This window comes from Streptosporangium sp. NPDC005286 (genome assembly GCF_040607515.1).
Taxonomy (GTDB): Bacteria; Actinomycetota; Actinomycetes; order Streptosporangiales; family Streptosporangiaceae; genus Streptosporangium.
In genome coordinates, this window is record NZ_JBEXGU010000035.1 from 24,422 (window position 1) to 48,646 (window position 24,225).

24 protein-coding genes and 1 pseudogene are annotated in these 24,225 nt (G+C 67.7%); 6 read left to right on the top strand and 19 right to left on the bottom strand.

The window, feature by feature from the left end:
• Positions 1-26: 26 nt before the first annotated feature.
• The 3 genes from ABZU75_RS15665 to ABZU75_RS15675 are packed head-to-tail and all read right to left on the bottom strand — an operon-like array spanning position 27 to position 3,053.
• Positions 27-1,196, bottom strand: coding sequence for a substrate-binding domain-containing protein (locus ABZU75_RS15665; RefSeq protein WP_355554411.1), 1,170 nt, complete (start codon positions 1,194-1,196; stop codon positions 27-29).
• A gap of 25 nt (positions 1,197-1,221) precedes the next feature.
• The gene (locus tag ABZU75_RS15670; RefSeq protein ID WP_355554413.1) at positions 1,222-2,268 is read right to left on the bottom strand and encodes an ABC transporter permease; all 1,047 of its coding nucleotides are present in this window, start codon (positions 2,266-2,268) and stop codon (positions 1,222-1,224) included.
• 29 nt (positions 2,269-2,297) lie between these two features.
• The gene (locus ABZU75_RS15675; protein WP_355554415.1) at positions 2,298-3,053 is read right to left on the bottom strand and encodes an SDR family oxidoreductase; all 756 of its coding nucleotides are present in this window, start codon (positions 3,051-3,053) and stop codon (positions 2,298-2,300) included.
• 153 nt (positions 3,054-3,206) lie between these two features.
• On the opposite strand from ABZU75_RS15675, the gene ABZU75_RS15680 reads away from it, so the two are divergent.
• From ABZU75_RS15680 to ABZU75_RS15695, 4 genes are all read left to right on the top strand, one after another.
• The gene (locus ABZU75_RS15680) at positions 3,207-4,070 is read left to right on the top strand and encodes a carbon-nitrogen hydrolase family protein (RefSeq protein ID WP_355554417.1); all 864 of its coding nucleotides are present in this window, start codon (positions 3,207-3,209) and stop codon (positions 4,068-4,070) included.
• Between the two features lie 18 nt (positions 4,071-4,088).
• Positions 4,089-5,063 (top strand): cyclase family protein, encoded by a 975-nt coding sequence (locus ABZU75_RS15685; protein WP_355554419.1) that lies wholly within the window; start codon positions 4,089-4,091, stop codon positions 5,061-5,063.
• A gap of 50 nt (positions 5,064-5,113) precedes the next feature.
• Positions 5,114-6,808 carry a dihydroxy-acid dehydratase gene (locus ABZU75_RS15690; protein WP_355554421.1) on the top strand — a complete coding sequence of 565 codons (1,695 nt, stop codon included), beginning with the start codon at positions 5,114-5,116 and terminating at the stop codon, positions 6,806-6,808.
• 127 nt (positions 6,809-6,935) lie between these two features.
• Complete coding sequence (locus ABZU75_RS15695) at positions 6,936-7,655, top strand: GntR family transcriptional regulator (RefSeq protein WP_355554423.1); 720 nt, start codon at positions 6,936-6,938, stop codon at positions 7,653-7,655.
• A 13-nt stretch (positions 7,656-7,668) separates the two neighbouring features.
• Here the strand turns inward: ABZU75_RS15695 and ABZU75_RS15700 are convergent, their stop codons facing one another.
• From ABZU75_RS15700 to ABZU75_RS15715, 4 genes are all read right to left on the bottom strand, one after another.
• Positions 7,669-8,055: a helix-turn-helix domain-containing protein gene (locus ABZU75_RS15700; protein ID WP_355554425.1), complete on the bottom strand. Its 387-nt coding sequence runs from the start codon at positions 8,053-8,055 to the stop codon at positions 7,669-7,671.
• Between the two features lie 475 nt (positions 8,056-8,530).
• Positions 8,531-8,815 carry a hypothetical protein gene (locus ABZU75_RS15705; RefSeq protein WP_355554427.1) on the bottom strand — a complete coding sequence of 95 codons (285 nt, stop codon included), beginning with the start codon at positions 8,813-8,815 and terminating at the stop codon, positions 8,531-8,533.
• Between the two features lie 388 nt (positions 8,816-9,203).
• Positions 9,204-9,578 carry a VOC family protein gene (locus tag ABZU75_RS15710; RefSeq protein ID WP_355554429.1) on the bottom strand — a complete coding sequence of 125 codons (375 nt, stop codon included), beginning with the start codon at positions 9,576-9,578 and terminating at the stop codon, positions 9,204-9,206.
• A 24-nt stretch (positions 9,579-9,602) separates the two neighbouring features.
• A complete protein-coding gene (locus ABZU75_RS15715; protein ID WP_355554431.1) occupies positions 9,603-10,622 on the bottom strand; it encodes a sigma-70 family RNA polymerase sigma factor in 1,020 nt (339 codons plus the stop codon).
• 95 nt (positions 10,623-10,717) lie between these two features.
• Here ABZU75_RS15715 and ABZU75_RS15720 point away from each other — a divergent pair.
• Both ABZU75_RS15720 and ABZU75_RS15725 read left to right on the top strand, forming a co-directional pair.
• Positions 10,718-10,969, top strand: a pseudogene (locus tag ABZU75_RS15720) (maleylpyruvate isomerase N-terminal domain-containing protein); the annotation flags it as partial.
• 47 nt (positions 10,970-11,016) lie between these two features.
• The gene (locus ABZU75_RS15725; protein WP_355554486.1) at positions 11,017-11,340 is read left to right on the top strand and encodes a hypothetical protein; all 324 of its coding nucleotides are present in this window, start codon (positions 11,017-11,019) and stop codon (positions 11,338-11,340) included.
• 74 nt (positions 11,341-11,414) lie between these two features.
• Here the strand turns inward: ABZU75_RS15725 and ABZU75_RS15730 are convergent, their stop codons facing one another.
• From ABZU75_RS15730 to ABZU75_RS15785, 12 genes are all read right to left on the bottom strand, one after another.
• The gene (locus ABZU75_RS15730) at positions 11,415-11,537 is read right to left on the bottom strand and encodes a hypothetical protein (protein ID WP_355554433.1); all 123 of its coding nucleotides are present in this window, start codon (positions 11,535-11,537) and stop codon (positions 11,415-11,417) included.
• A 103-nt stretch (positions 11,538-11,640) separates the two neighbouring features.
• The gene (locus ABZU75_RS15735) at positions 11,641-11,988 is read right to left on the bottom strand and encodes a hypothetical protein (protein ID WP_355554435.1); all 348 of its coding nucleotides are present in this window, start codon (positions 11,986-11,988) and stop codon (positions 11,641-11,643) included.
• 70 nt (positions 11,989-12,058) lie between these two features.
• Complete coding sequence (locus ABZU75_RS15740; RefSeq protein ID WP_355554437.1) at positions 12,059-13,390, bottom strand: DUF4407 domain-containing protein; 1,332 nt, start codon at positions 13,388-13,390, stop codon at positions 12,059-12,061.
• Positions 13,383-14,495, bottom strand: a complete 1,113-nt coding sequence (locus ABZU75_RS15745) for a hypothetical protein (RefSeq protein ID WP_355554439.1) — start codon at positions 14,493-14,495, stop codon at positions 13,383-13,385. Before ABZU75_RS15745 ends, ABZU75_RS15740 begins: the two co-directional genes overlap by 8 nt.
• 8 nt (positions 14,496-14,503) lie before the next feature.
• On the bottom strand, positions 14,504-16,534 hold the full coding sequence (locus ABZU75_RS15750) for a hypothetical protein (RefSeq protein ID WP_355554441.1): 2,031 nt from the start codon (positions 16,532-16,534) through the stop codon (positions 14,504-14,506).
• Positions 16,518-17,444 carry a hypothetical protein gene (locus ABZU75_RS15755; protein ID WP_355554443.1) on the bottom strand — a complete coding sequence of 309 codons (927 nt, stop codon included), beginning with the start codon at positions 17,442-17,444 and terminating at the stop codon, positions 16,518-16,520. The genes ABZU75_RS15750 and ABZU75_RS15755 overlap by 17 nt, the downstream gene beginning before the upstream one ends.
• Before the next feature lie 103 nt (positions 17,445-17,547).
• Positions 17,548-18,216, bottom strand: coding sequence for a Crp/Fnr family transcriptional regulator (locus ABZU75_RS15760; protein WP_355554445.1), 669 nt, complete (start codon positions 18,214-18,216; stop codon positions 17,548-17,550).
• A 579-nt stretch (positions 18,217-18,795) separates the two neighbouring features.
• Positions 18,796-20,013, bottom strand: coding sequence for an aminopeptidase (locus ABZU75_RS15765; RefSeq protein ID WP_355554447.1), 1,218 nt, complete (start codon positions 20,011-20,013; stop codon positions 18,796-18,798).
• The gene (locus tag ABZU75_RS15770) at positions 19,994-21,151 is read right to left on the bottom strand and encodes an MFS transporter (RefSeq protein ID WP_355554449.1); all 1,158 of its coding nucleotides are present in this window, start codon (positions 21,149-21,151) and stop codon (positions 19,994-19,996) included. The genes ABZU75_RS15765 and ABZU75_RS15770 overlap by 20 nt, the downstream gene beginning before the upstream one ends.
• Positions 21,148-21,672 (bottom strand): helix-turn-helix domain-containing protein, encoded by a 525-nt coding sequence (locus ABZU75_RS15775; protein WP_355554451.1) that lies wholly within the window; start codon positions 21,670-21,672, stop codon positions 21,148-21,150. The genes ABZU75_RS15770 and ABZU75_RS15775 overlap by 4 nt, the downstream gene beginning before the upstream one ends.
• A 174-nt stretch (positions 21,673-21,846) precedes the next feature.
• A complete protein-coding gene (locus ABZU75_RS15780; RefSeq protein WP_355554453.1) occupies positions 21,847-23,013 on the bottom strand; it encodes a Cmx/CmrA family chloramphenicol efflux MFS transporter in 1,167 nt (388 codons plus the stop codon).
• 321 nt (positions 23,014-23,334) lie between these two features.
• The gene (locus tag ABZU75_RS15785; RefSeq protein ID WP_355554455.1) at positions 23,335-24,213 is read right to left on the bottom strand and encodes a hypothetical protein; all 879 of its coding nucleotides are present in this window, start codon (positions 24,211-24,213) and stop codon (positions 23,335-23,337) included.
• Between the last annotated feature and the right edge of the window lie 12 nt (positions 24,214-24,225).

The following is a 24,225-nucleotide window of genomic DNA, read 5'->3' on the forward strand; positions in this document are numbered from 1 at the left end:
CGCGCCCGGCGGAAGACGACAAGTGATCAGCTGTAGGCCTGCTTGAGCTGCTCCGGCGTGAGCTCGGAGGACAGGATCGCGCTGGCGGGAAGGGAGGGGTCGCACTTGGGGAGCTTCGACTTGTCGAGCGTGTTCTCGAAGATCGGGATGTTGATGATCTCCGGCTCGTCGTTCTTGATCCCCTGGTGCGCGGCGACGGCCTTGCGCAGCGCGAGACGGATGATCCAGGTACGCGAGGACACGGTCACGGTCTGGAAGTTCGGCTGCTTGCCCGAGTTGTCCTTCCAGGCGCAGGCGAAGCCGTTGAGGTCGTTGGCGGTCCACAGCGGCAGCGGCCGGCCGGCCTGCAGGAAGGCGCGGATGCCACCGAGGGAGGCGTCACCGGAGTCGGTGATCACACCGTCGATGGTCGGGTACTTGGTGAGCAGTCCGGACACGACCTTCTGCATCTGGGCGGGGTTCCAGTTGGTGTCGATCGGCTTGCCCGGGTCGTTCAGCAGCTTGACGGCCGAGCAGCCGGCGTTCTCCTTGAGCTCCTTCTCGATGCCGACCAGCTCGGTGAGGCTCTGGGTGTTGCCCGGCGTACCGCCGAGAAAGACCACGTTGCCGCCCTTGGTGCCGAGCGCCTCGCACATCCAGCGGGTCCAGGTCACGCCGTCGTTGACCGTGTTGTGGCCGACGAACGTCGTGTAGTCCGTGCCCGGCTTGCCGCCGGGGTTGGCCGTCCACGGCACCACCTGCACGCCCGCCTTGTACGCCTCACGCAGGGTGGGCAGCAGCGCCTCGCCGGCGTCGGGGAAGACCACCAGGGCCTCCACACCCTGGGCGACCAGGGCCTTGACGTCGCTGATCGCCTTCTGCGGGTTGTTCTGGCCGTCGGCGTACGGCAGCACGGTGATGTTGGGACACTTGCTCGCCTCGTCCTCGAACTCGGCGCGAGCCGTCTTGCGGAAGGCGTTGTCACCGGTGCCGTCGGCCAGGGCGACCTTCACCGGCTTGGTGCCGCAGAAGTCCGCCATGGGGCGGAGGGCGGAGACGTCTCCGGTCCGGGCCGCGTCGTTGTAGACGGCCTCGACACCGCCGTTCGCGGCGGCCGGTTCACCGGGGCCACCGGCGCAGCCCGCCGCACCGAGGGCGGCGAGGGCCAGGACGGCGACCGACTGACGGGCCCGCAGGCGGGTTTTGGTGAGGGGCATTGTGATCTCCTGTTGGGGGAGGCCTCTAGGGCGAGGACAGCGTGGAAGCGGGTTCGAGGGAGCGGCTTCGCAGCCGCGCGCGGACGGAGCTCCAGGGCACTCCGCGGGCCACCACGCTGAGCGCGAGCACGCCGGCCTGGACCAGGAGCTGGGTGGCGGTGGACGCGCCGGCGGCGAGGACCACCTGGTTCAGCTGGGTGAGGAACAGCGCGGCGACGGCGGTGGCGGCCAGGTTGGTGATGCCGCCGGACAGCAGGCTGCCGCCGAGGACGACGGCCGCGATGGTGGGGAGCAGGTAGGTGTCGCCGAGCAGGATGTCCGGGGTGCGCAGGTAGCCGGCCAGCAGGATTCCGGCCAGCGAGTAGCAGATTCCGGCCACCACGTAGGCGCCCACCTCGTAGGAGCCGGTGGGCAGGCCGAGCAGCCGGGCCGCGGGCCGTCCGGCGCCGACCGCGATGAAGCGCCGGCCGAGCACCGTGTGCCGGATGCCCCAGTGCGCGAGGCCGATCACCACGACCGCGACCAGCAGCAGGTTGGGGATACCGGCCACCGAGCCGACCGCGAACGCGCTCAGCGCGGGACCGGCCGACGCGGGGAAGCCCTTGGAGACCTGCAGGACCACACCGATGAGGATCGAGTTCACCGCCAGCGAGGCCACGAACGCCGCGATGGAGAGCCGGACCACGGCGATGCCGATGACCAGTCCGCCCAGCGCGCCCGCGATCAGCCCGAGCGCGACGGCCGCCCAGACCGGGACGCCCGACACCGCGGGCAGCTTGGTGGCCAGCACCGCGGCCAGCGCCATCCCGCCGGGCACCGACAGGTCGATGCCGCCGTGCGAGACGACGAGGGTCTGCCCGAGCGCGGCGATCGCCATCACCGCCGCGAACGGCAGCATCGACAGCACGGCGGATCCGGACAGGCTGCCGGGTGAGATCAGCGGGCTGACGGCGAAGAGCAGCAGCGTGATCAGCCAGATCGAGGAGAACCGGCCGCCTTTGAGGCGGCGCAGGTCGAGCAGCCCACCAGGACCGGCGCGCTCCGCCGGAGGCAAGGTCGTATGCCGAGACATTTTCCGAGTCCCTTCCTGGAAATCCGTGCTCAGATGGCGGTGTAGCCGCCGTCGACGGCCACGTCCGCGCCGGTCATGAAGCCGGCGGCGGAGCTCAGCAGGAAGGCGACCACCTTGGCCACCTCGTGCGGATCCGCCAGGCGCGCGATCGGATGGCCGGCGATGAGGCTCTGCCGGGCGGATTCGGGATCGGGCTGGGACCGCAGGTAGGTGGCCAGCTGCTCGGTGGCCACCGAGCCGGGGCTGACCACGTTGCACCGGATTCCCGAGGCGGCGTAGTCGACGGCGATCTGGCGGGAAAGCTGCAGCACCGCTCCCTTGGAGGCGCAGTACGCGGGCTGGTTGGGCAGGCCGACCGTCCCGGAGATCGAGGAGAGGTTGACGATCGCCCCGGGGGTCCGCTGGGCGAGCATCGCGGTCACCACGTGCTTGCACAGCAGGAAGGTCCCGGTCGCGTTGATGGTCATGACCCGGTTCCAGTCGTCAAGAGTGGTGTCGACCAGCGGTTTCGCCACGATCGTGGCGGCGCAGTTCACCAGCCCGTCGATCCGGCCCCACCGGTCGACGGCGACCCGTACCGTACCGGCGACCGCCTCCTCGTCGGTGACGTCCAGCCCGTGTGCCACGGCGTCGGCACCGTCGGCGCGGAGTTCGGCCGCGAGCCGCTCGACGAGCTCGACCCGCTGATCCGTGAGCAGGACGGACGCGCCGGCCGCCGCGCATTCGCGGGCCGTCGCGGCGCCGATCCCGCCTCCGGCGCCACTGAGGATCACTACTTCCGGCACGACTCAATCCCTCTCAAGCACAATGTCCGATTTGGTCGGCCAGACTGGCATGCAGCACGCTGCATGTCAATGATGAAGGCTGCGTTGACGTGCAACATGTTGCATGCCACTCTGGGGCGTATTCAACTCACGGCGGACCCAAGGGGTGGCACTTTGCCCGGCGCAGATACCGAAACCGGCATCCGGATCGGCGTGGCTCAGGTCGGCGTCGACCGAACCGATGTGGCGGCGAACGTCGATCGGGTCGTCGACACCCTGCGAGAGGGTGCCGCGACCGGGCAGCAACTGGTGGTCTTCCCGGAATGCGTGCTCACCGGGTACCTGCTCGGCTCCCGGGCCGAGACGCACGCCGCCGCGATCAGCGCGGGGGACCCGAGGATCGGCCGCATCGTGGACGCCTGCCGCGAGTACTCCACCCACGCGGTGGTGGGCCTGCTGGAGAAGGCGGACGGACGCGTCCACAACACGGCCCTGGTGCTCGGACCCACCGGGATCATCGGCAGGTACCGCAAGCAGCACCTGCCCTACCTGGGCGCGGACCGGTTCGTCGACCCGGGCACCGACGCGGCGCCACGGGTGGTCGACACCCCCTTCGGCCGGGTCGGCGTGATGATCTGCTTCGACCTGCGCTTCCCCGAATCCGCCCGCGAGCTCGGGCTGCAGGGCGCCGACGTCATCGCGATGCCCACCAACTGGCCGGAGGGAGCGGACATCCTCGCCGACCACATGGTCCGCGTGCGCGCCCTGGAGAACCTGGTCCATCTCGCGGTCGCGGACCGCGCCGACTCCGAGTCCGGAACCCGCTTCATCGGCAGGAGCCAGATCATCGCCCCCTCCGGGACGGTGCTGGTGGACGCGGGGGAGAAGGAAGGGCTGTTCGGGGCGGCGATCGACGTCCGGGAATCCCGGACGAAGAGGCTGATCATCAGGCCGGGCGAGTTCGAGCTCCCGGTGTTCTCCGGGCGGCGCCCCGAGATGTACGGCGAGATCACCCGTCCGGTGACCCCGGACCGGTAACAGGAAGGCGGACACCACATGTGCGGGCCGGCACTCATCAGCGAGGCGACCAGGAACAAGATCGCGGCGTACTGCGCGAAGTTCCGCGAGGTCACCCGTAGCCCATTCGGTCCCGACGACGAGATCGGCATGCTGAACCTGCTCACCCCCGAGGCGTCACGTGAGGTGCTGCGGCGGGCGGACGGCGGCAGCGTCATCGACCTGTCGGTCGACTACTTCGTCGGGATGCCCTCGTGGACCAAGGCCGGCGACCCGGGCTTCCAGCAGTGGATGACGCACACGCCCGCCGGCACTGTCCTGGACGACATCACCGGAATGGGCCGCGCGCAGAACGAGCTGGTCTCCTACTCGGGTGACGCGATCTCGATGTACACCCACTGCGGGACGCACATCGACACCCTCAACCACTTCGGGTACAACGGCCGGATCTGGAACGGGTTCTCCGCCGAGGAGCACATCACCTCCCGGCACTGGACCAAGTGCGGCGCCGACAAGATCCCTCCCATCATCGCCCGCGGGGTCCTGTTCGACATCGCCGCGCTGCACGACGTCGACGTGCTCCCGGACAACCACGGGATCGGCGCGGACGACCTGCGCGAGGCCATGCGACGCCAGAACGTCGAGTTCCGGCCGGGTGACGTGGCGCTGGTGCGTACCGGCCGGATGCGCGCGTGGCCGAAGATCGACGCCTACATCGACAACAGCCCCGGCCTGAACCTGGAAGGGGCGCGGTTCCTCGCCCACCTGGGCGCGTCGGTCATCGGCGGCGACACCCTCGCCCTGGAGCAGATGCCCGCCGCGGACGAGGAGAACTGGCAGGTCGTCCACACCTATCTGCTGGGGGAGGCGGGCATCCCCATCATGGAGGTGGTCGACTGCGAGCAGATCTCGGCCGAGCGGCTCTACGAGTTCGCCTTCGTGGCCGCCGCCATGAAACTGCGCGGCGCGACCGGCGCCCCGATGCGCCCGCTGGCCATGCCGCTCCGCCCCTGACGCGGCCCCATTCTTCCCTGATCGGATTGACCCCCGGAGGCATTACCACCATGCACGCCAAACCCACTGAATCGGTCATCGACCGGAGTCGTACGTCCTACGGTGATGACGGTTTCAGCAAATATCTCCGGCGTGCTTTCCTGGCCTCCAGCGGGTACGACGACGAGGCGCTGGACCGGCCGATCATCGGCATCGCGGTGACCAACTCCGACTACAACACCTGCCACCGCGACATGCCCGCGCTGCTGGCGGCGGTCAGGCGCGGGGTCCTGGAGGCCGGCGGCCTGCCCATGGAGTTCCCCACCATCTCGCTCGGGGAGATCCTGACCTCCCCGACGACGATGCTGTTCCGCAACCTGCTCGCGATGGACACCGAGGAGATGATCCGCGCCCTCCCGATGGACGCCGCGGTGCTGCTCGGCGGGTGTGACAAGACCGTGCCGGCCCAGCTCATGGCCGCGGCCTCCTCGGACAAGCCGGTACTGCTCGAGGTCGTCGGCCCGATGATGACCGGCAGCTGGCGGGGTGAGCGGCTCGGAGCCTGCACCGACTGCCGGCGCTTCTGGGGCAGGCACCGGGGCGGGGAACTCGACCAAGCCGAGATCACCAGTGTGCGCAACGAGCTCGTGACGACCGCGGGCACCTGCGCGGTGATGGGAACCGCCTCCACCATGGCCTGCGTCACCGAGACCCTCGGCATGATGCTGCCGGGCGGTGCGACGCCCCCGGCCGCCACCGGTGCCCGGCTCAGGCACGGCGCCGAGACCGGCCGCCGCGCCGTCGAGCTCGCCCGGTCGGGCGGCCCGGTGCCCAAGGAGATCATGACCCCCGCGGCGTTCCGCAACGCCATCCGGGTGCTCTCGGCGATGAGCGGCTCGACGAACGCGCTGATCCACCTGCTCGCCGTGGCCCGGCGGGCCGGCGTGGAGCTCGAACTCAGGGACTTCGACGTGATCGGTGCCGAGGTGCCGTTCCTGGTCGACTGCAAGCCCGCGGGCTCGGGGTACCTGGAGGACTTCCACCGTTCCGGAGGGCTTCCCGCGCTGCTGAAGGTCCTCGAACCGCTGCTCGAACCGGAGACCGTCGGGGTCTCCGGGGACAGCCTGAAATCGCTGCTCGCCGAGACCCCCGCGCGGGAGGACTGGCAGACGACGATCCGCCCCCTGGAGGACCCGCTCGGACCCGCGGGGAGCCTGGCCGTGCTCCGGGGCACGCTGGCCCCGGGCGGAGCGGTCATCAAGACCGCCGCCGCGAGCCCCCACCTGATGAACCACACCGGCCCCGCCCTGGTCGTCGACTCGGCGCAGGAGGCGCAGCGGATCCTGGACGACCCGGATCTGGACGTCACCCCGGACCACGTACTGGTGCTGCGCAACGCGGGCCCGATCGCCGCGGGCATGCCCGAGGCCGGTGCCCTGCCCATCCCGGCCAAGCTGGCCCGCGCCGGGATCCGGGACATGGTGCGGGTCTCCGACGCGCGGATGAGCGGCACCTCCTACGGCACCGTGGTGCTGCACTGCGACCCGGAGAGCGCCGCCGGGGGGCCGATCGCGCTCGTCCGCAACGGCGATCTCATCAGGCTGGACGTCGAGGCGCGACGGCTCGATCTGCTGGTCGACGAGGACGAGCTTGAGCGCCGCCGGGCGGACTTCACCCCGCCCGAGCTGCCCGAGCGAGGCTGGCGGCGACTGTACGCGCAGACGGTTCTCCCCGCGGGTGAGGGCGCCGATCTGTCGTTCCTCTGATCCCGCAGAGCGGTAATGCTGCATGTTGCATGCTGCACTACTGTGCGCGTGGTACCGTTTTTGCCCAACCAGGGGCGCCTGATCATTCAGTCGGGCGCCGGACCGATCCCCCCGGGAGTCTTGTCGGATGGAACAGATTTCGGTGGACCAGGCATCGCTGACGGCCCGGACCTTCGAGGTGGTTCGCCGTGCCATCATCACCGGCGAGCTGGCTCCCGGGACGCTGCACTCCGTGGTGGGGATAGCGGCCCAGCTCGGCGTGTCCAGAACCCCGGTCAGGGAGGCCCTGCTCCAGCTGGCCACGCACGGAGTCGTCAGATTCGAGCGCAGCCGCGGTGTCCGGATCCTCCAGATGACCACGCGTGACATCGAGGAGATCTACTCGCTCCGCTTCCTGCTGGAGGTCCCCTCGGTGTACCGTGCGGCGACCATGATGGACGAGGTCCAGATGGCACTGGTCGCCACGGCCCTGGAGAAGATGCGCCAGGCGGGCGAGGCCGGGGACGAGCGCCTCTTCCAGGAGGAGGACGTGAAGTTCCACCAGCTCATCCTGGAATCGGCGGGCAACGCACGGGTGACCCAGTCCGTCGCGACGACCCGCGCCCAGATGTCCGCCCGGGGCCTGTCCACCACCCAGACGCGGACTCTCGCCGACATCTGGCGGGTCCACGAGCGCATCCTCGACAACATCCGGGCCCGTGACAACCAGGGCGCCGCGCAGGCCATGCACGACCACCTGCTGGAGACCACCCGCCTGCTGCTGACCCAGTCCACCGGCGACCCCCGGACCGGCGCCGACTTCGAACCCCCGACTCTCCCCACCTTCCCGCACCAGGACCGCACGTAGCCTTTCGGGCGATCTATCCCAGCGGTGACGGGCCGGGTGCGGAGTCGTGCGCGTCGCGGGCTTCGAGGAGCGCGGGGAGGTGCTCCCTGCTCCAGGCGCGTGCGGCCGCGATAAGGGGCAGCAGGCTGCGTCCCAGTGCGGTCAGTTCGTACCCGACCCGGGGTGGGTTCTCGTCGTACGCGGTGCGGGTGACCAGACCGTCGCGTTCCATCGCCCGCAGGGTCTGGGTGAGCACTTTCGGGGTGATGCCGCGCAGTGGTCCCCGCAGTTCGTTGAACCGCCGCCGGCCGCTTTCGAGACAGAGCACGACCATCGCGGTCCACTTGTCGCCGATCCGTATCGGCATGGCGTTGGACGGGCACACCGGGTCGAACATCTGCGGGTCCAGGGGTTCGACCATGAACGCGAGATCTCTGAGGTAACCAGTATCTCCTGGATACCGTCCTGTCTGGCGGAGACATACGCGGCCAGATCGGAGTGACATGAGCGGCATCGTCATCTTCGGGGCGCGCACCTGAGTGCGGACGTGCTTCGGTCAGACATGAGACGAATGCCGCAGCCGGCACGCCCAGCGAAATGGCTCCGCACGACCACCCTGACCTGAAAAGGAGAGCACCGACTCGGCGGCATTGGCTCCGGGGCAGCCCTCCGTTTCGAGGCTTCGATTGATTGTCTTACCGTTATCTCTTCTGCGGGAGCCCGATTAAACAGTGACGGGCCCTCTCGGGGGTTCCGGGAGGGCCCGTCACACAAGAATGACGGTGAGGCGTCAGACCTCCACATCGCGAGGGACAATCACCTGAACCACGAAATGGGGAATGGCCGCTGAGTCCGGAGCCCCACCGCCGGAACCGGGTCGCAGGCGGTGCCGCCTGTCAGCAGTCGGCGGTGCCGCTCGGCTGGTACACGCCGGCGTAGAGATCCGCGCGACTGTACGCTCCTACCCATTCGCATGGGCCGTCGGGCCACCCGTTGACCACCGCGCGCATTTGTTTCGATGAGCCACACGCGTTGTAGACCCGCGCGTACCAGTAGATGATTTGCTTTTTCACGGCTCCTTCGTAGGAGCCGCATCCAAGTATCTGCACATCGCCCGGCGTCGGCGCTGCGGAAGCCGATGCCGGTGAGGAGGCGAACATCGCCCCGGCCAGAATTGCCACTGAAGTCACTCGAAGTAATTTTTTCCGGCGCCTCACACTTCACCTTTCTTTTTGTCGACTGGATCTTTACTTTGAGCATAGTCAGCGAGTTGAATCTTTTCAACCGTCAGTTTCAATTTTTCACGGTGTTCGTATGGCTGGCTACGGTGTGTTTTCTTGGCCGGGTCGCCGCGACCGTTCGGCCACCACGCTGGTCAAGCGGGGTTTCACCGGCCTGCCGGGGCCTTTTCCCGCGCATCGCGGACCGGGTTTTCGCCGGCCGGCTCAGGCGAGCGACGGGCACGTGGCGCTCACATCCGGTGCTCTGTTGTTCTGCCCCTGGTCAGAGTGGGGTTGGCTAAAGCTCCAAGAAGCCGGACACGGTCGCCGCAGCGCGTCATCGCCTGAGTTATCCGGCGCTTTCTTGGAGGTACTGGGTCAGGTTGACCATGTTTCCGTCAGGGTCGTGGATGTGGGCCACACGTTCTCCCCAGGGCATGTCGGTCGACGGGCCGAGCGCCCGTCCGCCGGCCGACTCGACCCGGTCCAGCAGACCGTCGACGTCGTCGACCTGCACGCGCAGCAGGATCCGCTGCGGGGCGGACAGGTCGGTCGCCGCCTCGTTGACCAGTCCGAGTTCCGAGTCGCCCAGCTTCAGGTTCACGAAGAAGGTGGGCTCGTCGTCGGGGAAACGGCTCACCTCCACCGCGCCGAGCAGGCGCTCGTAGAAGGTTCGCAGTCGATCCAGGTCGGATGTGATGATGATGGGCTGGACAGTCGTCATGTCCGCTCCTCCGGTCTGCTGTGACTAGTCGTCCATGGTGATACGCCGTGGCGTCACGAAACTCATCGGTGTGCGGGAGGACTCGGCCGGAGCGCCGAAAAGCGGGATCAGCCGGTCGGCGTCCAGGTATGTGGTGATGCCGCTGATCAGACCCTCGGACACGTCCAGGAGGACCAGTCCGAAGGGAACGTGAACGCCGTCGGGGCCGGGTCTGGTCTGCCAGAACGCCGGCGAGCCGTTCGCCGCGGCCGGGACGAGGCGCGCGCCCGCGCAGGACGCGTTCGGGTCCAGCAGCGCCTGCTCGATCCGGTCGCGGCCGCGAAGCCACCAGGTGAAGGGAGGCATCGACATCGTCGCGTCCTCGTGCAGCAGGGCGACGAGCGCGGTGATGTCGTGACGCTCGAACGCGCTGCAATAGCGGGCGAGCAGTTCGCGCTGGCCCGGGTCGGACGGCCGGAGCGGCTCACCGGGCATGACGTCAACCGTCTTGAGCGTCGACCTTGCCCGCTGCAACGCGCTGGTCACCGACGCGACGGTGGTTTCCAGGAGGTTCGCGACCTCCCCGGCCTTCCACCGCAACACGTCGCGCAGGATCAGCACCACCCGCTGCCGGGGCGGCAGGTGCTGCAGCGCGGCGACGAATGCCAGCCGGATCGTCTCCCGCCGCACGGCCAGCTCTTCCGGATCGCCGTCCGTCGGCAGCACGAGACCGTCTGGAACCGGCTGGATCCAGATCCGCTCCGAGACCGGCTCACCGATGCTCGGTCCGCCGTCCGCGGCCCGGCTGAGATCCATGGCCAAGGCCCGGCGTTGCGTGCTGCGCAGCATGTCGAGGCAGATGTTGGTGGCGATGCCGTAGAGCCAGGTACGCAGCGACGCCCGTCGCTCGTCGTAGCGGTCGAACGCCCGCCAGGCACGCAGCAGCGTTTCCTGCACCGCGTCTTCGGCCTCGAAACCGGAGCCGAGCAACCGGTAGCAGTAACCGGTCAGTTCGGCCCGGAACGGCTCCAGCCGGGAACCTGCACCGGTCAGTGTCTCCGCCATCCCCCGACCATATGCGCCGTCACCGACACATCACGCGGGGGAGACCGATGACTTTCCGGCTCCGCGCTTGCGCTGAACAGCGCGAGGAGGTTCTGATGACCGAAGATCACCTTCGGGACGCACTGGTGACGGAACGCGGTGAACAGGCGGACCTGCTCGCCGCCCTGCGCCCCGAACAGTGGAATGCGCCCACGTTGTGTGACGGCTGGAGGGTCCGCGAGGTCGTCGCCCACACGACGATGCCCTTCCGTACCTCACTCGGAAGGACCCTGGCGGAGCTGGTGAAGGCGCGCGGAGACGTCAATCGCATGGCCGATCGGTGCGCGCGCCGCGACGCCGTCAGGTTGCCGCCCGAGAGGCTGCTCGCCTCGCTGCGGGACAACGTCGCACATCCGTGGACGCCTCCCGGCGGCGGTGTCCACGGGCGCTCGCGCACGACGTCATCCACGGACTCGACATCACGGTGGGTCTGGGACTCGACCGCCGGGTTCCGTCCGAACGGGTGGCCATGGTGCTGGCCGGGATGCGGCCGAAGAACATCGCGTTCTTCGGAACCGACCTCGCGGGGGTCACGCTGCGGGCGACCGACCTCGACTGGAGCCACGGTGAGGGAACACCGCTCCGGGGCTTGGCTCAGGACCTGCTGCTCGTCCTCTGCGGGCGACGTCTGCCGCCGGGCCGGCTCACGGGTGAGACCGCGGCGCGGTTCTCCCGGTAGTTCCTGAAGCCGGTGACGGCGGCGGAGCAACGCTCGACCGGCGCTCCCGGCGTACCGGAGACAGGTCCGAGTGATCAGCGGGTACGGTGGCCGGCGATCCACTCCGCCAGGGCGAGCAGAGTGGACTCCGCGCTGTCGCCCAGGTGGATCGCGCCGCCGGGAACGGCCCAGTTACCGTTGTCGCTGCGACGGATCATCAGGAGTCGTACTCGTTTTGCAAGTTGCCGCAGATGGCGAACGGGCCAACCGGCACCTGTCACGTCAAGCCGGAACAACGCCGGGGCTGTGAGTCACTGCTGGTCAGCCCTGCTCGCCGGCCCCGAAACGGTCGTGCATGGCTGCGGATTCGACCAGGGGGGCGAGGACGTCGATGCGCATCGCCTTATTGAACGCGGGGTACCCGGGCAGCGGAGACACGTTCCACCCGCCCGCCACCTCCGCCAGGAGCAGTCGCATCGTTTCCGAGAACGCGGGGAAGTCGTTCAGGGTGCTCGCCATTTCCCAGCGGTGGGTCAGAAGTTGGCGCATCGTCGGGGTGGGGCGCCGGGTCGGGTGCAGTGGTTTGTCGTCTGCTGTGCGTGGGAGCAGGCGTACCGTCACGTCCACCGTCCAGACGCCGATCGCCTGGCGTACCCCGGGGTGCCACACGGCGTCCTCCGCCAGTGCCGGGTATGTCGCGGTGACCTCCGCGCGGGCGAGGGGATAGAGTCTCCGGTCCTTATCGGTGCGTAGGCATCGAGCTCATGAAAGTACGGGCGAGGCGATCGATTTCGTCGTCCCTAGAAGCCTCGTCCACGCGCTGATCTCGGTCAATCCGGCCGCGTTCGGCTTTCAGCCGGCGCTCTTCCTCGCGCAGTCTGATCTCGTACTCGCCGGTCCTCTGCCGGGTGGTGAAGTTCAGTTCGGCTTCGTGGCAGGCTGAGCCCGCGCGCAGCTCCTGAGTGAGAAGGCGATCATACTCGGTCTTGCCGTTCAGCATCTTTGAGATGATCGGCATGCAGTCGAGCAGCACGAAGATGATGCGCAACAACCAGTGAGCGAAGTTGACCATGCCACTCTGGCCCGCGACCGTGCCCAAGGCCTCCCATCGGTCAAGCAGCCCGATGTCGGTGTAGGCTCGTTTTTTCTCCTCGACGCGCTCTGTGATCTTCTTGCTGAGTGCCGTCGCGCGTTCCGTTTCGGCACTGGCGCGATCGGCCGCGAGAGAGCCGAGCTCCGCCTTGAGTTTCGCCACCTCCGCCCGCTGCTGGGGGATGTCATGATTGGCGATGAAGGTGTTGAGTTCGTTTTTCCGGACCTTGCACTCGGGGCCGTTGCCGAACACGCCCGTGGTCCGGTTCGAGACCTTGAGGCCATAGCATTCCTGGCCGCTGCGTTCCTCCAGCTTCCCCTGCTCTTCTATGTCCGCTGCCAGCCGATCTTCCGCGGCCTTGAGGACGCTCTGCCTCTGCGTCATGTTGCCTTCGACGGCGAGTGCCTGGTCGCCGCCGTCGAGGATGAAATCGGCGCAGTTGACACCCGCGGGAGCCGACCCTTTGAGGGGGTTGCACTGCTTATACCGGCTCTCCGTCAGGCTGATCACCTGGTCGCGTTCTACCATGATCTGCCGGTCGAGCCGTTCCTGAAAGATCTTGAGAGTTAGCGGCTCGGCGATGAAGACGCCGATGACGACGGCGAGGGCGAGCCGGATCAGCAGGTTGCCCCAGCGGGACCAGCCGACGCTGTCACCGGTAAGGCTGGTGATCAGAAATCGGTCGATGTTGGCGATGATCAGGCCCCACAGCACCGCCACCGGCAACAGATACAGCGGAGACGCTTGCGAAAGCAGTGTCAGCGCGCCCAGCACGGAGGTGCCCGCTATAAGCGCGGTGCTGACCACGACTCCGCCGAGACTGGTGTAGCGGGAGCGTTCCTGAGGAACACTCGCGAGGATTTTCTCGTCGACTCCGGTGAACCGACGGAGGAACATCCCAAGATTGGGCTTCTCCCGACGCCGGGGGTGCCGTCTGTGCTGCTCGGCCGCCTTGGGACCGTGGAGGATGTCAACCACGGACGTCCTCCTCCATGAAGAAATCGTCGTCGGTGTCACCTGCCGTCACCTCGGCACGGGCCTCGTAAGTGGGTCCTTCGAGGTCCTTCGCCTCCGCTTCCGGCTCGACTTCGTCGAAGGTGGCAAGCAGTTCCTTGCCGGTCGTTTCGTTGAACAAGCCCTGGGCGATCGCCGTCCGAACGACATCGGCCCGGGCGCGGGCCTGAACGACCTGCAAGTCGTGCTCGAGCTGGATTCCGCGCTGAATAGCGCTGTATTCCCGGTCGCCCAGGGCGGCGTAACGTTCGGCGACCTGCTGGTCGCTGAGACCGCGAACGGTGACGTACAGGCCGTCGGCGGCGCCGGGACCGCTGTTGAGGAGGTCCCTGATCTTCGTGGCCTCGGTGATCTGCTGATCCCGGTCGAGGGCCGCCTCCTGCCGGGTGAAGTCGTTCGCACTGTGACCCTTGGTGTGCAGAAAATCCTGTTCATCGAGTTCGAAGTCACGATCGAGCTTGCGTTTGACGTCGCGGAGGCCATGTTCGCCCTGGATGTTGTGCAGGCTGGTTTCGTAGCGTCGCCGCCCCTGGGCGATCTCGTCGGGGGCGTACACGTTGAGGCCGGAGAACTCGGCCGTCATGCCGGGCAGCACACACGGCACTACGGTCGTGTAAGCCTTCACCTGAGCATGCACGAGCGTCCACAACTCGTGGACCTCGTGCAATCCGTAGCCACGGCCGAGTTCGAGGAGTTTGTGGTGGGCCTGGATGTAGGTGACCAGGTGCTCGGTGACATCGGTCAGGCCGGCGCGCACCACCTCGATCGGTTCGTCGACCGTGCAGCGGAACTGGACCGCGACGGTGAAGTCATGGGCGCCGGAGGAGTTGATCGGCACATGGATTGTGGTGGGGTGATCCTTGGCCACGTCCACGACGCTGACGCTGGCGGCGTGCAGCACGTGCGGTTCGTCGCCGCGCAGCAGCCGGTCGCCCAGCACGAACGTGCCGTCGTACTCGAAGACGAGTCGCTGGTGCGGAAGCTGGCGGGGGAGGCTGGAGATCGGGCGCCGGGGTTTGCTCAGGAACCCTTGCTTGGCGACAGGATCAAGGGAGATCTGGCTGATCATGGGGTAGCTCATGGACGCTTTCCGATGGTGTCGAGGGACAGAACAGCCGGGCTCAGGAAGACCCGGAGTAGCGACAGGAGAATCTCCAGCCGGTTCTCGTCGGTGTCGCGGGAGATGGCATAACGCCGCAGGTCGTGGGCGAGTAGCGGCCGTTCCTTCGCGGGGAGCGTCTCCACGAGCGCTGCGAACAGGGCATGAACATGGTCGCGGTCATCGCCATCGCGCTCATCGAAGGCGCAGACGGCGTCGTACAGGGCGGCCAGCGCATCCTTGCGGTGAGGGCGTTTGACGAGAACCGCAGACCAAAGTTTGGCGAGGGGGACAGCGGAACCAGGGCAACTGCGCAAATGAGCGGTGACTGTGGGGGTCCCGACGCCATCTGCGCGAGCCGACAGGACACTCAAGATCGCCCGAATCAGCGGATCGACCGCACGGCCGATCCGCCTGTCGTTGCTGATCTGACGCGCCAGCCAGTCGAGCATCGGCAGAGCGTTACCGGTAGCCTCGGTCAGCGCTGCGAACAGACGGGCGAGCGCGATCTCTGCATGCCGGACAGGCTTCTCACTGCCTCTGATCTGTATCCAAAGCATCCGGACCGCCTCCAGCGGGAACCGGATGCCCAGCTCACCGGACCAGGCGAGGGTGGCGGTGAATTTGGGCCTGGCGGCGGACGCCCTCGTCCACAAGCTGACGGTACGCAGCACCTCCGGACGGGTCGTCTCGTCCAGGCACAACCATGAGATGGCCATCGCGGCGGTGGCCTGGCTGCGCATGACGCCTCTTCCACGGGCCCAGGGGGTGAGAAAAGTGCTTTCGACGTACGAGTAGTCCGAGACAGAGGCAAGAACCGCCACGCCCCTGGCGATCTCCGCCTGTGCACTCGGGTCGCGTAGAGCCGCGCACTCATGGAGCCATTCGGTGACCGGCTCCCACAACCGCATGCCGTGTCGCCGGTACAGCTCTCGCATCACATGCGTTCGATGACTCGGGACCTTGAACTCCAGCCTGCGCCCCGGCGACAGGCTGAAAAGCGAGCCCTCTGCCACCCGAAGCAGGCGGCGGCTCGGCATCGGATCATCCGCAGAAACGGCAACCGCACTCTCGGCGCCGATACCGGCGATCGACTCCAGTCGGGCGAGCAGCGACTCGAAGCCGGCTTCTGGAAGGCCGGCGGTGAAGGCCATGGCGGCCATCTCGAAGAGCTCCCCTCGAGTACGCGAGCCATCGAACCAGGCGACCACATCGCGCCGCCCGGCGGACTCCAGCCTGCCGAGTGCACTGTTCAGCGGAATCCCCGAGGCCAGGTCACGCGCCAGTGTCACCACGTCGGCCATTGCATGGTCGGTGGTGATCTGTGCGGCCGCCTTGTCAGCGACCTCGGGCGCCACCTGGTGAGCCAGCAGGACGTCGCGGGCCGGCGGCGGTAGCCAGAGAATCTGGTCTCTTTCGGGCAGCGAGGTTGCCGTCGTCGTGATCACCAGGTAAGCCCCGGCATCGCGCACGCGGCGCCTGATCTCCCGTACGTGAAAGTCAGCGATGCTTCCGTCGATGTCGTCCTTGGGCCAGTCGCACAGCAAATAGCCGTGAGCCTTCCGGTATTCGCGGGCGGCCAGCTTCTCCAGCGTGTAGGCCGGGCTGAGTTCCACCACCTCGCGCTGTCCCTCGACGAAGTCATGAAGCAGATTGAGCGCCGCCGTCCGGCGGCCGGTGCCGGCATTGCCGATCAAGGCCACCAAGTTGCATCTGCCCAGCTGTTCGGCGGCGGCCTCGTAGGTGGCATGGCGCACGTAGCAGGTGCGGGCCTCCGCCATTTCGTCAGCGGATACGGGTCCTGCGGTGCGGCGGGACCTGGGGCGGGAACCCGAGATGCCGAAAGAGGCGTCCCCCACGTTGCCGTGAATGTGGTTGATGACGGTCTGGACCTGGGAGACCTGCGCGAAACTTTCGTCCGTCGCCTCGGCCTGATCAGTCAGATCCACCGGCGTGGCTGCCTCGCCGATCAGGACGCCATCGGGCGGCGAATCAGTTTCGGATGCCAAAGTTGATCTCCTCACCGGAAATGGGAGCGGTGATCAGGTTTATGGTCATCTGCTCGGCATTGAACTGCTGCGCGAACTGCTTCGCAGTGGGGTCGACTCGCACCAGCTTCTCCAGGGACTCCAGCAAGTCGTCGCGCGACTCCGGGGTGGTCGGTTGGCCCTGCTCGGACCGGAATTTCTTGATCTTCGCGAGCAGCCTGCGGGCTCCACCGAGGCCGGTCTCGGTGCCGTAAGCGCCGAGACGTTCGATGGCGCCCCCAGCGATTAGGGCCCACAGGGTGTCTGCGACCTCGGGCAGGTTGTCCATGTCGAGAGTTCCTTTCTGATCCAGGTCTTCTGAAGGAATCCACATCCAGGCGATTTCGGTGCGTTCCTTGGTCGCTACTTCCAACCGAGTGAACGACTCTGGTTGGTAGGAGGTGTGGAGCTGTCGGACGACGTCCTCATAGAGCCGATCGGTGAGGATCAGCACCAGGTCGGCGCGCGGGTTCACCTTCAGGGCGGTACGGGCGGCCTTCGCGTCGAGCAGCCGGCTGGTGGTCACCACGACCTGGCCGACGAAGCCCATCGCGCCGCGTTTCACGACGCCGTGGCCGATTGCGATGCGTATCCGCAGGCGGGCGTCGTCTCGGCGTTCGCGGTTGTGGTCGTGGAGCGCCTTGCGCACGCGGCGAACCAGGTCGTCGATGACCCGAAGCTCGCCCTCCCTTTCGGGAAGGACAATGACCTCACCGTCGCCGGCTTCCTGGCGGGCCCAGGTCTCGCGGCGCAGGCCGGCCTCTCGTGCGCCACGGTCCATGACCTGGGCCAGGCCCGACTGGATCGAGTCGTGCCGTAGGTCATCGCCGCGGCCGTATCCCTCCGCATCGACCGCCATGACCAAGCGGCGGCTGAAATCAGAATCGAGCATCACGTCACCTTGTGGTTGCGAGAAAGATCCACCAGAGCGGTGGGGAGATCGCCGGGGATGAGTCTGGCGAAGATCGCATCGCCTCAAGACGTACCAGTACGCTTTACCGGTAATTGGCCAGACCGATTGGGTCGATGACGAGCTTCCTGCGATGACCGGGGTCGATCAGTTCAAGCTCCTTGAAACGTCGGATGGCCTTGAAGACAGCGTCTTTTCTGGCCCCGACGAGATTGGCGATCTCCTCATGGGTAAGATCGACTCCCAGGTCCCGTTTTCCGTCTACCCTGTCGACTCCATGTCGGCCAGAAAGTTCCACGAGCACGTTCGCGACCCGTACGGGAACGCTGAACTGGGCGAAGTCAGTTCTTCTGCGGTTGGCCCAGTCGAGCTGGTCGGCGATCATCCTGGCCAGTGCATTCCATGCCGCCGGATGGCGATCGAGGAAGTCGGTGAACGCCTCTGCGCGGATGACGTGCACCAACATCGGACTGCACGCGGTCACCATGGCCGATCTTGGCTCTCTGCGCAGAGCTGCCAGTTCGCCGACCACATCGCCGCTGACGCGGATGCCCAATATGGCCGCTCCGCCCGATTCCAGGTAGGTCGTCACCTTCACGCACGCCGTGAGCCGCTGACCTGGGACGGACCTCAGTAGATAGACCTCGGACCTCTCTCGATCTCCTTGATATATGAGTGGTTCGCCGGCCTGTCGAGGGGACGACGGTACGAGACCCAGAAGTTCCTTCCGCTCCTCTGGGCTGAGTCTGTCCATGAGGGTGCCAATGGGCCACCTGACGGGGATTTGATCATTTATCACGGATTAAGCGCCTTGAGTCATCGATGTGAAGCTGTTAGAAGCTACACCCTGGAATATATGGTTGCCAGGTTAGATGGTTATCGGTGTATATATATGGCGTTTGTCCGGCTTACCTAAAAGGGTGGGTCGAAATTTCCGGGAGAGCGGAACAATATTCCTGTGATTGGCGTGACCTGGCGGAACATCAGGCATCTCCTCTGGGATTGCGCTGTTGCTCGAGACGCTTCGTCTTGCCGTGCGGGAAGCTGTCGGCAAGTCGGGGTCCTCGTAAAGGCTCGGTTGGTGATCGCGATGGGAGGCCACGCGAGACGCACCTGTAGGGCGAGGCTGTCGCGGGGTTCCCTTTCGAAGGTGAGCGTGCGTCATGAGTAAAGCACATCGTGAACTCAGTGCACAATAGATATTCTTGTGTCGGTTGATCCTTGGCGCGTCCGTTGGGATGCGACGCACGATCTTTCGGACGCCGGCAGCACGAGACCGTCTGAAACCGGCTGGACCCGGCTCCGTGACCGGATCCGCGGACTCGTCTTCGACTCAGACCTGCCACTCGTCGTCGCGGAGCAACTCGATCGCGCCGCCGTCGTGCCCGATCCCCGTGACGGTGACGTCGGGGCCGCCCACCATGAAGTCGACGTGCACACCGGAGAGGTTGACCCCGGCCGCATCGAGCCCGGCGGCGTCCCGCTCGCGCAGATGCTCGGGCACGCCCGGAGGCAGGCCGGCACCCCAGGCCAGATGGCAGGTGGCGTTCTCGTCCAGCAGGGTCTCAAGAAAGGTGAGGCCCGATCGCCCGACCGGCGACGAGCCGTCGACCAGGGCCAGCTCGCCCAGACGGGCCGCGCCCGCGTCGGTCGCCTGGTGGGTGCGGACCACGTCGGCGCCGGCACTCGCCCGCACCTCCGTCACCACCCCACCGGTGAAGGTCAGCTCCAGGTCGCGAATGACGCTCCCGTTGAGTGCGAGTGGCCGCGTCGAACGGACGGTGCCCTCCACCCGGCGGTAGTCAGGCGTGGTGAACACCTCCTCCGTGGGGAGGTTGGCCTGGAAGCGGTGCCCCCGCACGGATTCGAGGCGCGCCGCGGTCCAGTGCGCGTCCGGGAGCAGGCCGATGGTCAGGTCGGTGCCCGGCCCCTCGAACCGGACGGCGTCGAGCCGCATCCCGCTCAGCACCTCCGCGCGGCCCAGCAGCTCGGCGATCCGCTGCTCCCAGGCGGCGCGGGGATCGGGCCGGTCCAGCCGCAGTATCGGGCGCAGGTGCTGCCAGAGGCGGGTTCCGTCCGGCTCCCCGAAGACCGCGCGCGCCCATTCCGCGGTCGGGCAGGGGACCATCGCCCAGCGGACGAGGCTGCCGAGCTGCAGCCGCTGCCTCGACGTGAGGTATGGCATGCGGTCCAGGCCCGCCCGTACCGGGTCCTGCCCGGCGAGGAGATCCGGTGCCGCGACGCCGCGGATGTTGAGCAGGATGCCGCAGTGGCGGGCCAGCTCCTCGTTGCGCGCGTCCAGCCAGGCCGGGACCTCGCTCAGGGTGGCCGCGTCCGCGTGCTGGACCCGGGATCGCTTCGCGTAGGGGTCGAAATACCAGATGTCGGCATAGCGGGCACCCCGGGCGTATGCCGCCTCGGTCAGGGCGCGGGCGAGCGGGGCGTGCTCGATCTCGGCGTTGATCAGCACCCGGTCGCCGGCGACGACCGGTACGGCGACATCGAAGACGACGTCGGCGTAGCCGGCCAGCTCAGCGGTGGGAATGGTCATGGCTGTCTCCTTGGGGGGATGTCCTGCGGGCCTTGCGAGAGCGGGAGAGGAACAGCAGCGGTGCCAGGGCCGGCACGCAGCCCGCGACGGCGAAGCCGTAGGCCAGGCCGGACGACTGCACGATGGCGCCCAGCGCGAGCGCGGCCGTCATGAACCCGAGATCGAAGAACGCCGTCGTGGTAGCCACCACCGAGCCGCGCTGCGCGGCGGGCAGACCGGTCACCGCCATCGTGAGGAACGCGGGAAGCCCCAGCGCCTGCCCGGCGCCGATCACCGCCGCGGCGGCCAGCGCCCCGGTCACGGACGGCCAGGCGACGAGCAGGGCCAGCCCGGCCGCGGTGACCAGCAGGGCCGCGGTCGCCGTCCCACGCGGGCCGATCCGGTCCGTCCATCGTTGGCCGCCGAGCCGCACGGCGAGCAGCACGCAGCCGTAGACGAGGAAGTGCGGGCCGCTGCCGCTGCCGCCCAGCGCGGCGACGTGCAGCGGGAGGAAGGCGCCGAAGGCGGTGTATCCCCACACCGACGCCCAGTACGCCAGCCCGGGACGCAGTCCCGCGCGATGCACGAGCGGCCCGGCCTTCCTCGTGCCGGCGGGATCGCCGGCGACGGCCGGGCCCGCGGGCAGGAACAGGCAGGCCACGAAGGCCGCGAGGGCGACGGCTCCGGACAGCGCCCATGTGGCCCGCAGGCCGGCGACGGAATGGCCGGCCTCGGCTAGCGCCGGTCCGGCGAGCAGGCCGGCGTTGACCGCGATGGAGAAGCGGTTGATCGCGGCACCCGGACGGTCGTGATCGCTGGCCGCGGCGGCCAGACCGACGTAGGTCAGGGCCTCCCCCGCTCCCGCGACGGCCCGGCACGCCAGGAACAGCGGCAGCGACTCGGCCATGAGCACGGCGAAGGAGGTGATCGCCAGCAGCGCGGCGCCGGTGCAGGCCGCCGCCCTGCGGCCGCGCCGGTCGGCCAGCCGACCGGCCAGTGGGCGGAAGAGCACAGCGCACCCGGCCGTGATCGCCAAGCAACCGCCGACCAGGCCCGGACCCTGGTCCAGCGGGCCGGTGACGTACTTGGGGATCGTTGGGATGAGCAGCCCGAGCGACAGGAAGCACGCTCCCGCACACGCCATCAGCAGGCGGGTCATCGCACGTCGTCGAGTTCCAGCAGGATCGCGGTCATGCTCACCTTGACCCGGTCGCCGGAGCGGGGCGGCCCGGCCTTGTCGTGGGCCAGCGCGACCGCCTGCTCGATCAGCCCGACGATCTCCTCCCACACGGCGCGATCCAGCCATACCTCGGCGTCCATGGACATGCGCTGCAGCCTGGTCTGGGCGAGGCGTCGTGCCAGGTCGGTGGCGAGCGCCTCGTGCAGGAGCTGCCGGCCGTTCACGCGGTCCAGCCGCGCGCCGCTGGAGGGGTCGTAACGGTAGAGCCGGCGGGGTCTGCCCTTGCCGCCCGGTGCCGGCCGCTCGTCCACCTGCTGCAGGAAGCCGGCCTCGGCCAGCTGGCGCAGGTGGTAGCTGGCCGAGGCGTGGGCGATGCCCAGCTCCTCCGCGACCTCGGTGGCCGACATGGACGCGCCGGTGAGCAGCGACACGATGCGGATCCGGAGCGGGTTCGCCAGCGCCCGCAGCGGCACCAGGCCGTCACCCTTTTCCCAAGACATGTTGGGATTATGACATTTCCAACACATCTTGGGAAAGGGGTTGGAGCCACATGAGCGGATCGGCTTGACCGGACGCGTCCGCCAACCCGGGAGCCGACGTGTGTGAATCCGTGGCACAAATCGACAAGACGTCTCCGCCGGCACCTGTGTGAGCTCGTACAACAACCGGGGCAGCTACTCCGCCACTCCTACGGGCAGCGCCTGGCGAAAGGGCAGCGCGAGGAGGAGTGCGACTGAGACCAAGGCGCTACTGACCCAGACGGGTCCCAGTTCGGCCAGCCAAGTGTTCAACGTGGCGGCGGCGATGACGGGACCGGCGGTAGCCCCGACGTTGAGAGCGGCGGTGGCGTAGGAGCCTGCCATGGTCGGCGCTCCTGCGGCCTCATACAGCACGCGTGCGATCAGCGTGCTCCCAAGGCCGAAGGAGAGCGCACCCTGGGTGAACGCAAGGATCAGCAGAGCGATCGGGTTGAACGCGACGAGGCCGAGGGTGACCCAGCCACCGAGCAGTAACGGCCCGCCGACTGCGACGACGACACCGGGCCGCTGGTCGGACAACCGCCCGGCGACGGTGACGCCAACGAAGGACCCTAGGCCGAACAGCACCAGCACGACAGAGACCCACAGCGGATCCAGCCCGGCGACATCGGTGACGATCGGAGCGAGGAAGGTGAAAGTGCCGAACGTTGCGGCATTCACCAGTGCGCCCAGCAGCAGGGCCAGGAGCAGTCGCGGACGCTGTAGTTCAGTGAGCTCCCGACGTAGATCCGGGCCTGCCGGCTCGTCTGGTCGTTCTGTCTTGGCGGGAATGCCACGCACTACGCCGAGCGCCGAGGGTAGGCACAACATCGCCATCCCCCAGAAGGTGGCGCGCCAGTCGAGCAGTGTCCCTAGCAAGGCACCACCGGGGACCCCTGCAATGGTGGCGACCGTGGTGCCCGCCAGCAGGACGGCCAGGGCCCGGCCCTTCCGGTCGGAGGGGACCAGTTCAGCGGCTGCGGTGAGCGCGACCGCCAGAAAGCCGGCATTGGCAAGCGCTGCGATGATTCGGGTGGCGAGCAGAACCGTGAAGCTGCCGGTGCAGGCGCCGAGGACGTGTGCAGCCAGAAACAGGCCGAGGAAGCCCAGCAGGCTGGATCGCCGTGGCCACCGGCGCGCAAGGCCCGCCATGAGCGGGGCACCTACCACCATTCCGATGGCGAAGGCTGATGTGAGCAGTCCCGCCGTCGCAACCGGAACGCCGAAGTCTGCGGCGATGTCCGGCAGCAGGCCGGCGAGCATGAACTCTGACGTGCCCATGGCGAAGAGCGCCACGGCAAGCAGATAGAGAGGTAGAGGCATCGAGAAACTCCGAGGTGATGAGAGATCAGATGAAACGTCTCGTCACCGCGGTCAGCGGCCCGACTACTCCTGTCATCTGCCGCCACCGTGCGGCAGAACAGGATTGTTCAGTGGTTCAGGGGGCTGACGGGTGACCGAAAGCCCCCACCTTGGATGCCTCTGGGCTCGACATGGCAAGCACGATACTCAGTCGAACCACTCTGCGCACATTGGTTTTCCTCCCGGTTCACCGACCCCGACCACCTGCTCGGCAGCCTGCGTCGAGGACTTCGCAAACGAGGCCGTCGCGAAGTGCTGAGGTTCCCCCCGAGATGAGGGCGCTCAACCCCGGTCGTTCAGGGCAGCCAGATCCAGGACGTGGTAGCCGCCCGCCGTCTTCCAATGGAGGTACCTGGCATTGGAGATGCTCACCTTGTCCGTCTCCCGGCCTGGCAGGCGCACCGCGGTACGTGTCCGGGCGTCGAGAAGCCATCCGACCCCGCCCTCGCGCCACGCCGCGAAGCGCCCGTGCCGCGAGATATCGACGTTCTTGGCACGCGGGCTCAGGCCGGCGACGGTGCCGTCGCCGTACTCCAGGCGATCCCGGTCGCTGTCCACCCGGGCGATGTACGAGGCCGGATCGGGAACGCCGCGCCTGGCCCCGTCCGGGCCGTAGCGGGCCGGCGGCGAGCCGGTGAACTCCCCCGGATCCGATGAATCCGGCACCATGACAGGGGACCTCGCGAGGAAGGTGTCGCCCTCCCAGGCGATGTCGTACAGCCCCTGCAGCCACAGCCGGGGAGTCCTGTCGCCGGGGCCCATGCGGTAGACGCCCACGTCTCCGGAGGTGCCGGTGACGCACCGGGAGAAGTAGAGCTCGCCCCGATGGAACTGGAGGTCGATGGGGTATTGCCAGCCGGTCCCGCAGTACCCCCCGGGAACGCCCCAGGTGTTCATCATCTGCCGGGTCAGGCCGGTGCGCATGTCGGTGACCTCGAGAATCCATCCGCCCGGCTCGTCGTTTCCGAGGAGCTTCACCACGCGCGTGCCGTGCGCCGCGGCGGCGGCGGTGTACGACTCCCTGTTCTTGCGTTGCAGCAGCGTGCTGCGGCCGGTGACGGGGTCGAGGATGTCGACGTGGTCGAGGTCCGGGAGGTACGGGGAGAACTTGCGGACGATGAGCCGCCCGTTGGGCAGGACGCCGACGACGGAACGGGACATCGTGTCCTTGGC